The following is a 14704-nucleotide window of genomic DNA, read 5'->3' as shown; positions in this document are numbered from 1 at the left end:
CAGTTCAATCAGAAGCGCTCGCCGCGGATGACCTGAACGTCCCACATCGTCAGCAGCAAGCCGTGCGAGCCAAGAATGGGAGCAAGCTCCTCTGCCAGTGCCATCGCCTTCTCCTCGGGCGCTATGGTGAGAATGAATACCTTGTCTGTGCCCATAACGCGCTCTTCGCGCCAATGCCCATCGCGTCCCTTTCCGGAGGTCACCGGAGTCACAGTCCAGCCGGTGATGCCCGCATTGTCGATGGCTTTAGTCACCCGTTTTACTTGGGCGGCATCCGCGAGGATCTCGATGCGCTTGCGGACGACAGTTTCGATCATGGTGCAACCCCTCCCGAACCGATTACAGCGCCCGCGAGCGCGCTGATCAAGCCGATATTGATGAGGATATTAAACGGGAAAGTAATTGAAAGTGACATGGTGAGGTAAATTCCAGGATCAGCCTCTGGCAGAGCAAGGCGCATAGCTGCAGGAACCGCAATGTAACTGGCACTAGCACACAAGACACCAAGAGCAGCTGCCGAACCTGCGTCGAGCCCGATCGCAGCGCCGAGCATCGTGCCCGCTGCGCCGTTAACGAGTGGTAAGGCGATCGCGATTGTCGCAAGCCTCCAGGTGACGGCTCTTGCATCCATGATCCGACGCGCGGCGATCAACCCCATGTCGAGCAGAAACAGGCACAGGACGCCCTTGAAGCCAGCCTCGAAGAACGGGCTGACTTCCGCAAAGCCATCTGCGCCAGCGATCATCCCAATCGCGAATGCGCCGAGCAAGAGGACAACTGACGCATTGAAGAATACCTCATGCAGCATTTCGCCAACGTTTTGGGTGTCCTCTCCCTTCGCACCAAGCCCTCGCGCCAGCAGCAGGCCCGACAGGATCGCGGGCGTCTCCATCGCAGCCATTACCGCGACCATATAGCCGCCGGGCGGGCGGTTTTGCGCTTCGAGGATTTCGACAGCGGTCACGAAAGTTACGACGCTGACCGAACCATAATGGGCTGCAACCGCGCCTGCATTGATCCGGTCCAGTTTCCCGAAGCCCTTGAGCACCGCGTAGGCCACGAACGGGATGAGGAAGCTTGCCGCTATGCCAGCGCCCAAAGCCGCCAGAACCGTTCCGTCAATGCCCGATTTCGAAACCGCTACACCGCCTTTGAGGCCGATTGCTGCCATCAGATAGAGCGACATGCCCTTCGCAATGGCTTCCGGGATAGCGAGGTCAGACTTGGCGAAAGCGGCCAGCAACCCGAGTACGAAGAACAACACCACGGGCGATGTGAATGTCTGGAGGGTCGCTGCGTCCATGCGCGCCCACTAACCGGGCATACGTAATTCAGCAAGCCAGACCATTGCACCTCCTGTGCGCAACGCCTAGATGGACCGCGATGAACGACCTTTCCGGAAATCCGCCGAGCGAGACACCTCGTGCGCCGCGTCAGCGCAAGCCAGACTGGATCCGCGTCAAGGCGCCGGTGAGCCAGGGGTATAATGAAACGCGCAAGTTGATGCGTGAGCTCAACCTGAATACCGTATGTGAGGAAGCCGCCTGCCCAAATATCGGGGAGTGCTGGACGAAAAAGCATGCAACGGTGATGATCCTTGGCGATGTCTGCACCCGCGCCTGCGCGTTCTGCAACGTCAAGACCGGGATGCCGCGCAAGGTTGATCCGCTGGAGCCCGAGCATACGGCGATTGCCGCCGCCAAGATGGGGCTTGAACATATCGTCATCACCAGCGTTGACCGCGACGATTTGCCCGATGGTGGCGCAAGCCAGTTCGTGAAGGTCATCGAAGCTCTGCGGCGAACCACTCCTGACACTACAATTGAGATCCTGACGCCCGATTTCCGTGGCAAGATGCGCCCAGCAGTGGAGGCAATTTGTCAAGCAGGACCGGACGTTTACAACCATAACCTCGAAACTGTGCCAAGGCTTTATCCGACCATCCGGCCAGGCGCGCGTTATTATGCCTCACTGCGCTTGCTGGAAGAGGTGAAACGCCATGATCCGATGATCTTCACAAAGTCCGGCATCATGCTGGGGCTTGGTGAACAGCGTCTGGAAGTGCATCAGGTGATGGACGACATGCGCAGCGCCGAAGTCGATTTCATCACCATGGGCCAATATCTCCAGCCGACCCCGAAACACGCGACGGTCGAGGAATTCGTTACTCCGCAGGCGTTCAATGCCTATGGCTCGATCGCGCGCGCGAAGGGCTTTCTGCAGGTTGCTTCAAGCCCGCTGACGCGTTCAAGCTACCATGCAGGCGATGATTTCGCGGAAATGCGACAGGCAAGGGCGGAAAAGCTCGCCAAGCAGGGAGCCAGACAGAGCCAGTAATGCCCGGTATTCGTGAAACCCGGAGATTGCCGTATAGCGCCGAACAGATGTTCGATCTGGTGGCCGATGTCGGCCGGTATGCCGAGTTTCTTCCGTGGGTAGTGGCAACGCGTGTGCGCTCAGACACGGATACCGAAATGGTTGCGGACATGGTCGTCGGCTTCAAGTCTTTGCGCGAAAAGTTCACCAGCCGGGTGGCGAAGGATCGCCCACGCGAGATCGATGTGCACTACGTCGATGGACCCTTGCGCGATCTCGACAACACCTGGGTTTTCCGAGCAACCGAAGATGGTGGGTGCGAGGTCGACTTCACGGTTGACTTCACATTCAAGAACAAGATGTTCGAAGCGCTCGCCGGCCAGTATTTCGACCGTGCATTCCGCAAGATGGTCGCCGCCTTCGAAGCGCGCGCTGCAGAGCTCTACGGCAGCAATAATTCCAGCGCACAAATCGTCGCCTGAGACCGGATTTCCGCGCGGTTCTTGCCATCGAACCGTTTGAGTTCCCCCTCCGGCTCGCCTTCGCTGTCCCGCGTGACGCGGGCGAACACGACCGTTCCAACCGGCTTCAGCTCCGTACCGCCACCGGGGCCTGCAACACCGCTGATCGCCACCGCAACATCCGCATTGCTCCGGTCGAGTGCTCCTTTGGCCATCGCCCAAACGCAGGCAATAGACACCGCACCGAACGTCTCGATAATCTCGCTCGATACACCGAGCGTTTCCATCTTCGATTCATTCGAATAGGTCACAAACCCTCTGTCGAGGACGGCTGACGAGCCGGCAACCTCGGTAAGTGCTGCAGCGACAAGCCCGCCAGTGCAGCTTTCCGCCAATACAACTTTGCGCCCGCTCGCCGCGTTTTCTTCGACGACACGCTTTGCCAGCGCACCGAGATCAGCAGGGAGGATTGTGCCAGTTTCCATATATCTTCCGCTTCAAACGCTTTGCAGGCCAACAAGTGCCTGGGCGGCGATGCCTTCGCCTCGTCCCGTGAATCCAAGCCGTTCTGTCGTAGTCGCCTTGATGCTGATCCGCGATAGCTCAACCCCTAGCATTTCTGCCAGTCTCGTTCGCATGGCGTCCCGATGCGGGCCGATCTTCGGCGCTTCGCAGATGATTGTAAGATCGACATTGCTGACGGTATAGCCCGCGCCAGCAACAAGCCTTGCGGCATGCTCGACAAACAGGGGCGAGGGCGCCCCTTTCCATTGCGGATCGCTCGGCGGGAAATGGGTGCCGATATCGCCATCGCCGATCGCTCCCATCATCGCATCGACCAGGGCATGCAGCGCAACATCAGCATCAGAATGGCCAGACAGGCCCTTCTCATGTGGAATATGTACACCGCAAAGCCACAATTCCTCTCCGGGGACGAGGCGATGCACATCAAAGCCCTGTCCGACCCGGAATGCAGGTGGTTCTGCCGCCATGAAATCCTCCGCAAAGGTGATCTTTTTCAACCGCTCATCGCCGCCGACCAACGCGACTGTTCCGCCATTGGCAGTGAGGACCTGCGCATCGTCACCTGCGTTCGTTTCCCCCCGCCATGCGCGGTGGGCGGCCAAGATTTCGGAAAAGCGGAACGCCTGCGGGGTCTGCACACGTTTGAGCATCTCTCTGTCCGCACTGCCAGCCATTACTCCGTCATGCGCGACTGCCAGGCTGTCGACGACCGGAAGCACAGGGATTGCGCCAGGCTGTGTGTCCAAAGCGGCAAGCAATCGCTGAGCTACTTCAAGCGGGAGATCAGGGCGCGCGGCATCATGGATAAGCACGCACGGGTAATCGCTGCCAGCCAATGCTTCAAGCGCAATGCGCACCGATTCCTGTCGGGTGGCGCCGCCCATGACGAAACTCACACTTTCCAGCCCTTCAAGCGATTGCGCAGCGATGGCCTCAGCCCCTTCCGGGATAGCGACGACAACGCTAGCTGCACCTGATGCAATCAGAGCTTCGACAGAGTGCCGAACCAGGGGCTTGCCCCGCCAGTCACGAAACTGCTTTGGCAATTCACCGCCTGCGCGCAGCCCCTTCCCAGCGGCCACCACTATCGCAGCTAACGCAGGGGGAGAGGAGTGATCGGTCATTGCGCGCTCGCGCTTAGGGGCTGGACGCAAACCATGCAATCTACTATGCGCCTGCCCAAATTTTAGGCAATGCTTTGACAATGACCACGTTACCTGCCCCACCGGCTTTGAAGCCAATCGATATCGGCCCTGTGCGGATCGATGATCCGGTGCTGCTCGCGCCGATGACCGGGGTGACGGACATGCCATTCCGCACGCTCGTGCGGCGCTATGGCTCAGGTCTAAACGTCACTGAGATGATCGCGAGCGAAGCGGCTATCCGCGAAACGCGCCAATCCATCCAGAAGGCGGCTTGGGACAAGACCGAGGAGCCGGTATCCATGCAACTGGTCGGCTGCGACCCGGACTCCATGGCGGAAGCTGCAAAGCTGCAGGAAGGAAACGGGGCTGCAATCATCGACATCAATTTCGGTTGTCCGGTGCGCAAGGTTGTCGGGCAATACGCTGGTTCAGCTCTCATGCGAGAAGTACCGCTTGCGACCAGGTTGATGGAAGCAACCGTTAAAGCGGTAAAAGTGCCTGTCACTGTGAAAATGCGGATGGGCTGGGACCACCAGAGCCTGAATGCGCCAGAGATGGCACGGATCGCAGAAGATCTGGGCGTCAAGATGGTCACTGTCCACGGACGAACCCGTAACCAGATGTACAAGGGCAACGCCGACTGGTCCTTTGTCCGAAAGGTCAAGGAAGCCGTTTCCATCCCGGTGATCGTGAATGGCGATATCTGCACGATTGAAGATGCGGCAACAGCCCTGGAACAATCGGGTGCGGACGGGCTGATGATTGGCCGAGGGGCGTACGGCAAACCGTGGTTGCTCGGTCAGGTCATGCACTGGTGGCGCACTGGTGAACTGCGCGAAACGCCTAGCTTCGATGAGCAGTACGCTACGCTGGTCGAGCATTACCATGGTATGCTCGAGCATTATGGCCGCGCCGTGGGGACCAAGATCGCACGCAAGCACCTAGGGTGGTACACGAAGGGAATGCATGGCTCTGCCGAGTTTCGCAACAAGGCCAATTTTATTGACGATCCAGACCAGGTGCTTGGCGAGATCGAGCGCTTTTATGAGCCATTCCTGCATCGCAGGGCTGCGTGAGCGCTGCCGTGACGGTCAGGCCAAGTTACGCCGCGCAAGTCGGTGGACTGATATTTGCGTTGCTTTTGATCGACGAGAAGAGCCGCGTGGTGGAAATGAACCATGCTGCTGAAAATCTTCTGAGCAAGAGCGCCAAACGGGCCGCCGGTCGTCACTTTTCCGAAATCGTTAACGTCGATGATGGACGCGTCATTGCGCACCTCGAGAAGACCGATGCGGCGCTGGTCGCGCGCAATGTCGGCATTCACGTCGATGGTCGAGAGCGGCGCGTCAATGTTACTTTCTCTCCTCTCCCAACTTCGCCTGGTTGGCGGGTGGTTACGCTTTCGGATGTGGGGCGCGACAGTGCGAACAGCGAAGATGCCACGGTCGGTGAAATGATCGGTGCGCCCGCCATTCTGGCGCATGAAATCAAGAACCCTCTGGCCGCCATTCGCGCTGGCGCGCAGCTCGTCTCGCGCAAGCTACCGCCCGATGACAGGAAACTCGCCAAGATGATTACCGCAGAAGTCGATCGGATCGCAGGTCTGATCGACCGGATGCAGGCGCTGGGCAAGACAACCCCCGAACCGGTTAGTGCCTGCAACCCGCATGAGGCGATCCGCGCCGCAGTCGGTACCGTGCGAACCGGGAATTCCGGCCACGTGGTCATTAGCGAGGAGTTTGACCCGTCCTTGCCGCCCGTCCTTGCCAGCCGTGAGTCGCTCGAACAGGTGCTGATAAACCTGATTTCGAACGCGTGTGACGCTGCAAGTTCAAGCGAGAATCCTCAAGTCATCGTGCGTACGCGCTTCGTCAGCGGCCTCGTTTTCAGCGCCGTTCGGTTAGGACGTCGGGTAAAATTGCCGATCGAAATCACGGTGTCCGATAACGGTGCAGGGATTGCAGAAAACCTGCGCGATCACATTTTTGAACCCTTTGTGACCTCAAAGAAATCAGGTCAGGGGCTGGGGCTGGCGCTCGTGCGAAAACTGATGCGGGATATGGACGGAAGGATCGGGCATGAGCGTGATGAGATCACAGGGATGACCCACTTCCGAATGCATTTGCCGATCGCAATTGAGAAGCGAAAAGCGGAGCCAACGGCATGAACGGGAGAATTTTGCTAGTTGAGGATGACGCTTCGATCGCGACCGTCATCGCCGCTGCGCTGGAAGATGAGGGGCTGGGCGTCACCCACTGCGAGAGTATCGCTGCGCGTAACCGTCTGCTTGAAACGGAGCGTTTCGATGCCTTGCTGACTGACGTCATTCTCGAGGACGGGGACGGGATCGCGACTCTCCCAAGGGCGAGGGAGCACGCGCCTGACATTCCGGTCATCATTCTGTCGGCTCAGAACACGCTCGACACGGCGGTACGCGCGAGCGAGAATCTGGCATTCGAATACTTTCCGAAACCGTTTGATCTTGACGAGCTGGTCCGTGCTGTACGGCAGGCCGTAGGGCAGCGCAGTAGCGGCCATAGCGGCCCTGAAGACGAGAGCGGCGGGATGCCCCTGGTAGGCCGCAGTCAGGCCATGCAGGGCGTCTATCGGATGATTACGCGCGTATTGCGCAACGACTTGACGGTTCTTGTCACCGGAGAATCCGGAACAGGCAAGGAACTGGTCGCAGAAGCCATTCACCAATTGGGCGCACGAAAGTCTGGCCCGCTTGTGGCTGTCAACGCCGCAGCGATTCCGCACGACCTCATCGAAAGCGAGCTGTTCGGGCATGAGAAGGGCGCCTTCACCGGCGCTGTTTCGCAATCCATCGGCAAGTTCGAACAAGCCAATGGCGGAACGCTGTTCCTCGACGAGATCGGCGACATGCCGGCCGAGGCTCAAACGCGTCTGCTTCGCGCGCTGCAATCGGGACGGATCCGAAGGGTCGGGGGCAGGCAGGAAATTGCCGTCGACGTGCGGATCATCGCAGCAACCAATCGCGATCTCGGCCCCATGATTGCGGCCGGAACCTTCCGGGAAGACCTCTATTATCGGTTGAATGTCGTGCCGATTGCGCTCCCACCCTTGCGTGACCGAAAGGACGATATCCCCGTTCTTGCCCGGCACTTCCTGCAAGCTGCGGTCGAAGAAGGGCTGCCGCAACGCCAATTGTCTGCCGATGGCCTGAAGGCTCTTGAGCAACGCGACTGGCGCGGCAATGTGCGTGAACTGCGCAATGTGATCTATCGGCTTGCGCTGATGGCACGAGAGGACATCGTTGACGCCCAGGCCGTTGCTGAAATCATCGGCAAGGAGAAAGCGCCCGTCAGTGCCGCTGGGCAGGCTGGATTTGAAGCGGCCGTCACACAATGGCTCGCGATCAACAGCCCGAAACCTGGCCAGCTCTATCACGATGCCCTCGCAGCGTTCGAGAAGCCGCTGATCGAGCATGCTCTGGCTCAGACTGGAGGCAACCAATTGCGGGCGGCGCGCTTGCTGGGGATCAATCGCAACACGCTGCGCAAGCGGGTAAGTGATTTGAACATTCACCCTGAAGAATTTGCGCAAATCGGCTAAAGGTGCTCCCGACAACGGTTAAGCGGCTGAGTTGAGCGCCTGGCGCGCCCAACTGCGGACTTGTGACCGAAATGTCACAAAAAGGACTTGCATAGTTGCAACAGTTGCGTGGTAATAGCGCAACGATGGATTTGGATGGCACTCAAGGCATATCGCTGGCCTCTTCGCGGCGCGCCCCGCGGTGGTGGCGACGGTTCATCCTTGCGTCGCAAAGGGCTAATGTCTTTCGCTGGCTCGAGATATTGTGCATTTCGGGTGTCCTCGCAGGCATAGCCAGCACCTGGTGGCTTTTTACAAGCGCGCCGCCGGACGGACAACTGCTCCCCACTGCACAAGTTGCCAGCCTTCTGGTTGCGACCCTTATTCCTGCCATGATGCTGCTGGTCCTGATAGGTCGGCGTCTGGCGCTAAGACGCGCGGCAGGAAGCACTGCGCGCCTGCATGTCCGGTTGGTGTTCCTGTTCTCGCTCATCGCAGCCGTCCCGACATTGCTTGTATCCGGCTTTGCCGCTGTCCTGTTCCAGTCCGGTGTGGACTTCTGGTTTTCCGACAATTCCCGCGGCCTGATGGAGAACGCGCGACAGCTTGCCGATAGCTATTACGAACAGAACCAGCTGGAAGTAGGGCAGGAAACCGTAACCATGGCGGGAGACATGCGCTTCTACCTCCAGCGCGGCTCTTTGAGCGACGAAAACTTTGCCGATTTCTACGCCTATCAGGCCCAGGCACGGGAAATCTCGGAGAGTGCAATTCTGCAGCGGCTGGAAGACGGCTCGCTCAGGACGGCGGCTATCATGAACCTGATGGAAGGGGCCCAGCCTCAGGCTTTTCTCGATCAGGCCATCGTAAAGCTTGATCAAGGTGAATTCGTGGCAATCGAGGGCACCTCGGCACGCATCGCGGCGCTTGCGCCGATTGACCTCGAGACAGGAATCTACCTTTACAACGCTCGCAATCCAGAGACGGCTTCGTTCAACTCATGGCAACGCGCGCAATCGATCACGACGGCATACGACAATCTCACCCAGCGCGCGCGGGCATGGCAATTGCGGTTCAATCTCGCGCTGTTTTTCGTCAGCCTTGGCCTCGTCGGGGTCTCCGTATGGTTTGCGCTTCGGTTCGCGGATCGGCAGGTAGAGCCGCTGACAGATCTGGTCGCAGCTGCACGCAAGGTTGGCGCAGGGAATTTCTCCCTTCGTGTCGAAGGACGCACAAGAGGCGATGAAATCGGGCTTTTGAACAGGGCCTTCAATCGCATGACTGCGCAACTCGAAAAGCAAACCGATGATCTGGTAAAAGCAAATCATCAGATCGACGACCGCCGCGCCTTCATGGAAGCGGTGCTCGAATCCGTTACCGCTGGCGTGATCTCGGTTGATGAAGCGGGCACGGTTCAACTGATGAATTCTTCGGCGCAAAACCTGCTCTATGAAGAGGTCCCGGATGATCCGGCAGGTGCTTCGCTGCAAAGCCTCTCGCCGCAGGTCGCATCGCTGGTCGAAAGCGGGGTCCAGAGCGGCATCGTCACCCACACAAAGGGTGAGGAGCTCCTCACGCTGGCGGTCAAGATCGCGCCGGAGAGGGGCGGGCATGTCATCACGTTCGAGGATATCACGCGCCAATTGCTCGACCAGCGCCAGGCAGCATGGAGCGATGTCGCACGCCGAATTGCGCATGAGATCAAGAACCCGCTGACCCCGATCCAGCTGGCGACTGAGCGGCTCAAACGTCGCTATCGACGGCAAATTGAGAGCGATGCCGAATTGTTCGACGAACTCACCAATACCATTGTGCGCCAGGTCAGCGGCCTGCGGCAAATGGTTGACGAGTTTTCCAGCTTTGCCCGGCTTCCCAAGCCCAATTTCCGCAAGGAAGATGCACTTGACCTCGTGCGGCAGGCGCTGTTCCTGCAGGAAGTCGCGCACCCCGAGATCGACTTCTCGCTCAATTTCGACGACCTCAAAAGCGGCACGATCAATGCTGACAGGCATCAGCTAGGCCAAGCGATGACCAATATCCTCAAGAACGCGGTGGAAGCGGTGGAAGCACTTGCAGCCAATGCTGATGTAGATTTCCGCGGCAAGATCTCGGTCGAGATGGCCTCAAGCGACACGATGCTGCGTGTTTGCGTTAGCGACAACGGGATCGGCCTGCCGAGCGAGCGCGAACGCATTACCGAACCTTACATGACCACGCGAGAGCGCGGGACCGGCCTCGGCCTCGCCATCGTTCACAAGATCGTTGATGAACATGGCGGCGATTTGAGCTTTTCCGCTGTCGAAGGCGGCGGGACTCGCGTCACCTTGCGGGTGGCTCGCGATCCCCTGGCCAGCGACAAAAGTGCGATTCACGGAGGATCGCAGGCGTAATGATTAATTTGCACAAGAAGGGTTTGGCCTGACATGGCACTCGACATTCTGATTGTAGATGATGAGCGTGACATTCGCGAGCTGGTTTCTGGCGTGCTGAGCGATGAGGGCTATGATTGCCGCACCGCGGCCGACAGCACGAGCGCGCTCAAGGCCATCGACGAACGCCGACCGAGCCTGGTTTTGCTCGATGTCTGGCTGCATGGCAGCGCGATGGACGGGCTTGAAGTGCTCGACGCCATCAAGGCTCGCGAACCCGAATTGCCCGTCATAATCTTCTCCGGCCATGGCAACATTGATACCGCGGTTTCGGCTGTCAGCCGCGGCGCGATGGACTTTATTGAGAAGCCGTTTGAAGCAGAGCGCCTGCTGCTTCTGGTCGAGCGTGCCACGGAAACAGAACGTTTGCGGCGAGAGAATACGCGGCTTCGCGAAGGCTATTCCCGAGGCGAGGAATTCACCGGCAATTCAAGCGTTATCAACTCGGTTCGCGCAACCCTTAAGCGGGTCGCGAATACCGGTAGCCGAGTGCTTATCTCAGGCCCGGCAGGAGCTGGTAAGGAAGTGGCTGCACGGCTTCTGCACAGCTGGAGCTCGCGGCCGGATGGTGCCTTTGTTATCGTGAATTCCGCGCGCATCACGCCGGAGCGGTTCGAGCAGGAACTGTTCGGGGAAGAGGCTGATGGAAAGCTGGTGCGTGCCGGCCTGCTTGAACTTGCAGATGGGGGCACTTTGTACCTTGATGAAGTGGCCGACATGCCGCTTTCGACACAGGCGCGGATACTGCGGGTTCTCACGGATCAAAGCTTTGTTAGGGTAGGGGGCACTAGGCAAATTGGGGTTGATGTCCGCGTCGTCTCCTCGACCACTCGCGATCTGACCAAGGAAATGGAGGAGAAGCGCTTCCGAGAGGACCTGTTCTATCGCTTGAATGTGGTTCCCGTCAGCATCCCTTCGCTGGCAGAGCGACGAGACGACATCCCGGCTCTGGTCGAACACTTCTTCACCCGCTATTCTGCGGAACAGGGCATTGCCCCACCGACCATTACCGAAGAGGCGATGGCTGCGCTCCAGGCGTATGACTGGCCCGGTAATGTGCGCCAGCTCCGCAATGTTGTTGAACGCACGATCATCATGAGCCCCCGCGATACTCTCGAAAAGATTGAAGTCGACATGTTGCCAGCGGAAGTGACCGGGCAAGATGGGAGCGCATCCGAAGCGGCGGGTGTGACCAATATGATGGGCGTTCCGTTGAGGGAGGCGCGCGAAAGCTTTGAGCGCGAATACCTCAGCATACAGATCCGACGATTCTCGGGAAATATTTCGAAGACCGCGAATTTCATCGGAATGGAACGGTCCGCTCTTCATCGTAAGCTGAAGCTGCTCGGCATGTCGGAGCGGCGCTCAAACGACAAGGACGGCTAGATACATACTGCGCGGAACACAAAGGCAGCATGAACTTTCATGAACTGTCTTGAAAATGCACTTCATCATGGCGTAACAGTAGTTCTCTTTGCTGACCATTGGGCCGGTCAGCGCCGCCAAGCGGACCGTAACAAGCGGCCGCCAATAAGAAACTCGGAGACTTGAAATGTCTAATGGGCGAACCCTCTCAGCGCGCCCTGCTGACGCGGAAGGCAAGGGCGGTGACAACCGCCCGGCCAATCTGCAAGACGCCTTTCTCAATCTGTTGCGCAAGAACCGTACGCCAGTGACGATGTTCCTGGTGAAGGGCGTTAAGCTGCAGGGAATTGTCACATGGTTTGACAATTTTTCGATCCTGTTGCGCCGCGACGGGCAATCTCAGCTGGTCTACAAACACGCGATCTCCACTATCATGCCCGGTCAACCGGTCGATGCCTCGCAGTTCGAAAGCCAACTTGGCAATCGCAAGCAACGCTTGCTTCAAGACGTTTTTCTGTCTCGGGTTAGCGAGGCTGGTGTTCAGGTCACCATGTTCCTGGTCAACGGCGTCATGCTGCAAGGCCGAATTGCGGCCTATGACCTGTTTAGCACAATGCTGGAGCGCGACGGTTTTGTGCAGCTTGCCTACAAGCATGCGGTCTCGACTATCCAACCCGCGACGCCGGTCGATCTGACGGACGGCGAAGAAGGCGACGACGACTGAGTTTCGACGACGATCTTCTGGGTGAAGTAACGCGCGGCGCGCGTGCCCTGGTCCTGTGTCCTGACATACGTGGGCAGTCTTACGAATTCGATGCGCAAGAACGGCTGGCAGAGGCTTGCGGTCTGGCCGAGGCAATCGGTGTCGTCCTGGGCGAAGCGCGCATTGTACCAATCCGCTCCATCCGACCAGCCACCCTCTTTGGATCTGGGCAGGTCAAGGATCTGCAAGCAGCATGCGAGCAATTCGATTGCGAACTGGTCATTGTCGACGGCGCGCTTAGTCCTATCCAACAGCGCAACCTCGAAAATGAGTTTAAGCGCAAGGTTATCGATCGCACAGGTCTGATCCTTGAGATATTCGGAGAGCGCGCAGCAACCGCCGAGGGCCGCCTGCAGGTCGAATTGGCACATCTTGATTATCAGCAAAGCCGCCTCGTGCGCAGTTGGACTCACCTTGAACGGCAGCGCGGCGGCTTCGGTTTTCTCGGCGGTCCCGGCGAAACACAGATCGAAGCCGACCGCCGGATGATACGGCAAAGAATGAGCCGATTGCGCAAGGAACTCGAGCAGGTTCGCAAGACCCGAGGCTTGCATCGGGCGAGGCGGGGAAGGGCACCTTGGCCCGTGATCGCTTTGGTTGGTTACACCAATGCGGGAAAGTCGACGCTCTTCAACCGCCTTTCAGGTGCAGAAGTCATGGCCGAAGACCTGCTGTTCGCGACGCTCGATCCGACAATGCGCGCAATCGCTCTGCCAGGAGTCGAAAAGGCGATCCTGTCAGACACGGTGGGCTTCATTTCCGACCTGCCAACGCAACTGGTTGCCGCCTTTCGCGCGACCCTCGAAGAAGTCACTGCCGCTGATGTGATCGTCCATGTACGCGACATGTCCAATCCCTCTCATGCCGCCCAGGACAAACAGGTAAGGGCGGTGCTGGCAGATCTCGGTGTGATTGACGGCGAGGATGGCGAGAGCCGTATTCCTATTCTCGAATGCTGGAACAAGAGCGACTTGCTGGACAGCGTGCTTACAGAGGAAATGCAGTCCGCGGCTGTTACCAGAGACGACGTTGTCATCGTCTCCGCCCTTTCAGGCGAAGGAATTGACGAACTGGTCGAGCGCTTGAGTGAAATGTTGACCGTTGGCGCACAGACTTATCACATCTCACTTCCGGTCAGCGATGGAAGGCGGCTAGCCTGGTTGCACGCGCATGGTGAAATTCTGGCGGAAGAAGAAAGCCAAGGCAACGGGGAGGGACCCAGCAGAAAACTGCTCGTCCGTTTGAATCCCAAAGAATGGGGGCAATATCAGAACCTATAAATCAGCCTTGTCAGTTTCCGCGGCCTTCACCTGCTGCCAAAGGGCTTCCTGCGCATCGAGATCGAGCTTAGCAAAAGAGCCTCCAGCGGCATCTTCCATCGCACGGAAGCGGCGTTCAAACTTGCGGTTGGCTGATCTCAGAGCCGCTTCGGCGTCAATACCATACGCTCGCACAAGGTTGATTGCTGCAAACAGGAAATCTCCAGCTTCTTCAGTTTGCTCTTGTTCTGAACTCGCAGCTTGAAGCTCCTCGATTTCCTCGAGAATTTTAGCCTTGGGGCCTTGGGTATCGGGCCAATCGAACCCTACCCGTGCCGCTCTCTTCTGCAGTTTTTGCGCGCGCATTCCAGCCGGGAGCGCAAGGGCTACACCATCAAGTGCGCTCTGCGCACCTTTTTCGTTGCGTTCTTTGGCTTTAAGCGCTTCCCAGCGGCCTTCAGTCATCTGTCCTGATTGATCACCGAAAATATGCGGGTGGCGTGCTTCCATCTTCTCGGATATTCGCTCGGCGACATCTTCAAAACAGAAGTATCCGGCTTCCTGCGCCATCCGGGCATGAAACACTACCTGAAATAGCAAATCGCCAAGCTCATCCTTGAGTTCGACCATATCGCCACGTTCGATGGCATCGAAGACTTCATAGGCTTCTTCGATGGTATATGGTGCAATTGTTTCAAAGCTTTGGGCGCAATCCCATTCGCAGCCTTTCACCGGATCACGCAGCCTTGCCATGATCGCAAGTAAGCGCTCGATAGGGCTGTCCTGATCGAGAATGCCCAAAGTAGGGGAGCTGGGGATTGCCGTGGTTGAGGTAGGATCTTTAGGCATGATAATTTATATTATGTAAAATATAGTTGTGCATGAA

Annotated in this window: 14 protein-coding genes; 9 read left to right on the top strand and 5 right to left on the bottom strand. The window is 58.1% G+C overall.

Features of this window, described 5'->3' with window-relative positions; all coding sequences use genetic code 11:
- Nucleotides 1–8: 8 nt before the first annotated feature.
- Together ACG9DO_RS10600 and ACG9DO_RS10595 are read right to left on the bottom strand one after the other, a co-directional pair.
- A complete protein-coding gene (locus ACG9DO_RS10600) occupies nucleotides 9–317 on the bottom strand; it encodes a P-II family nitrogen regulator (RefSeq protein ID WP_394727700.1) in 309 nt (102 codons plus the stop codon).
- A complete protein-coding gene (locus tag ACG9DO_RS10595) occupies nucleotides 314–1303 on the bottom strand; it encodes a sodium-dependent bicarbonate transport family permease (protein WP_394727698.1) in 990 nt (329 codons plus the stop codon). The genes ACG9DO_RS10600 and ACG9DO_RS10595 overlap by 4 nt, the downstream gene beginning before the upstream one ends.
- Nucleotides 1304–1383: 80 nt before the next feature.
- Here ACG9DO_RS10595 and lipA point away from each other — a divergent pair, with 80 nt between their 5' ends.
- Together lipA and ACG9DO_RS10585 are read left to right on the top strand one after the other, a co-directional pair.
- The gene (gene lipA / locus ACG9DO_RS10590) at nucleotides 1384–2337 is read left to right on the top strand and encodes a lipoyl synthase (RefSeq protein ID WP_394727696.1); all 954 of its coding nucleotides are present in this window, start codon (nucleotides 1384–1386) and stop codon (nucleotides 2335–2337) included.
- Nucleotides 2337–2798, top strand: a complete 462-nt coding sequence (locus tag ACG9DO_RS10585) for a type II toxin-antitoxin system RatA family toxin (RefSeq protein ID WP_394727694.1) — start codon at nucleotides 2337–2339, stop codon at nucleotides 2796–2798. Before lipA ends, ACG9DO_RS10585 begins: the two co-directional genes overlap by 1 nt.
- Here the strand turns inward: ACG9DO_RS10585 and ACG9DO_RS10580 are convergent.
- Both ACG9DO_RS10580 and ACG9DO_RS10575 read right to left on the bottom strand, forming a co-directional pair.
- Nucleotides 2759–3262: a CinA family protein gene (locus tag ACG9DO_RS10580; protein ID WP_394727692.1), complete on the bottom strand. Its 504-nt coding sequence runs from the start codon at nucleotides 3260–3262 to the stop codon at nucleotides 2759–2761. The two genes, ACG9DO_RS10585 and ACG9DO_RS10580, sit on opposite strands and share 40 nt — an antisense overlap.
- Before the next feature lie 12 nt (nucleotides 3263–3274).
- Entirely contained in the window at nucleotides 3275–4426 is a 1152-nt protein-coding gene (locus ACG9DO_RS10575; RefSeq protein WP_394727690.1) for a bifunctional 2-C-methyl-D-erythritol 4-phosphate cytidylyltransferase/2-C-methyl-D-erythritol 2,4-cyclodiphosphate synthase, read from the bottom strand.
- Nucleotides 4427–4506: 80 nt separating this feature from the next.
- On the opposite strand from ACG9DO_RS10575, the gene dusB reads away from it, so the two are divergent.
- From dusB to hflX, 7 genes are all read left to right on the top strand, one after another.
- Nucleotides 4507–5523 (top strand): tRNA dihydrouridine synthase DusB, encoded by a 1017-nt coding sequence (dusB, locus tag ACG9DO_RS10570; protein ID WP_394727688.1) that lies wholly within the window; start codon nucleotides 4507–4509, stop codon nucleotides 5521–5523.
- A complete protein-coding gene (locus ACG9DO_RS10565) occupies nucleotides 5520–6614 on the top strand; it encodes a nitrogen regulation protein NR(II) (RefSeq protein WP_394727686.1) in 1095 nt (364 codons plus the stop codon). The genes dusB and ACG9DO_RS10565 overlap by 4 nt, the downstream gene beginning before the upstream one ends.
- Nucleotides 6611–8023 carry a sigma-54-dependent transcriptional regulator gene (locus ACG9DO_RS10560; protein ID WP_394727684.1) on the top strand — a complete coding sequence of 471 codons (1413 nt, stop codon included), beginning with the start codon at nucleotides 6611–6613 and terminating at the stop codon, nucleotides 8021–8023. Before ACG9DO_RS10565 ends, ACG9DO_RS10560 begins: the two co-directional genes overlap by 4 nt.
- A 125-nt stretch (nucleotides 8024–8148) precedes the next feature.
- On the top strand, nucleotides 8149–10392 hold the full coding sequence (locus tag ACG9DO_RS10555) for an ATP-binding protein (RefSeq protein ID WP_394727682.1): 2244 nt from the start codon (nucleotides 8149–8151) through the stop codon (nucleotides 10390–10392).
- Nucleotides 10393–10425: 33 nt separating this feature from the next.
- Entirely contained in the window at nucleotides 10426–11817 is a 1392-nt protein-coding gene (locus tag ACG9DO_RS10550; RefSeq protein ID WP_394727680.1) for a sigma-54-dependent transcriptional regulator, read from the top strand.
- A gap of 166 nt (nucleotides 11818–11983) precedes the next feature.
- The gene (gene hfq / locus ACG9DO_RS10545; RefSeq protein ID WP_394727678.1) at nucleotides 11984–12520 is read left to right on the top strand and encodes an RNA chaperone Hfq; all 537 of its coding nucleotides are present in this window, start codon (nucleotides 11984–11986) and stop codon (nucleotides 12518–12520) included.
- Nucleotides 12521–12537: 17 nt separating this feature from the next.
- Nucleotides 12538–13839 carry a GTPase HflX gene (gene hflX / locus ACG9DO_RS10540; protein WP_394731256.1) on the top strand — a complete coding sequence of 434 codons (1302 nt, stop codon included), beginning with the start codon at nucleotides 12538–12540 and terminating at the stop codon, nucleotides 13837–13839.
- Here the strand turns inward: hflX and mazG are convergent.
- Nucleotides 13834–14667 (bottom strand): nucleoside triphosphate pyrophosphohydrolase, encoded by an 834-nt coding sequence (mazG, locus tag ACG9DO_RS10535; RefSeq protein ID WP_394727676.1) that lies wholly within the window; start codon nucleotides 14665–14667, stop codon nucleotides 13834–13836. The two genes, hflX and mazG, sit on opposite strands and share 6 nt — an antisense overlap.
- Between the last annotated feature and the right edge of the window lie 37 nt (nucleotides 14668–14704).

Origin of the sequence: Altererythrobacter sp. GH1-8, assembly GCF_043702085.1 — a bacterium.
GTDB lineage: Bacteria > Pseudomonadota > Alphaproteobacteria > Sphingomonadales > Sphingomonadaceae > Erythrobacter.
This window is presented reverse-complemented; position numbering and strand designations above follow the sequence as displayed.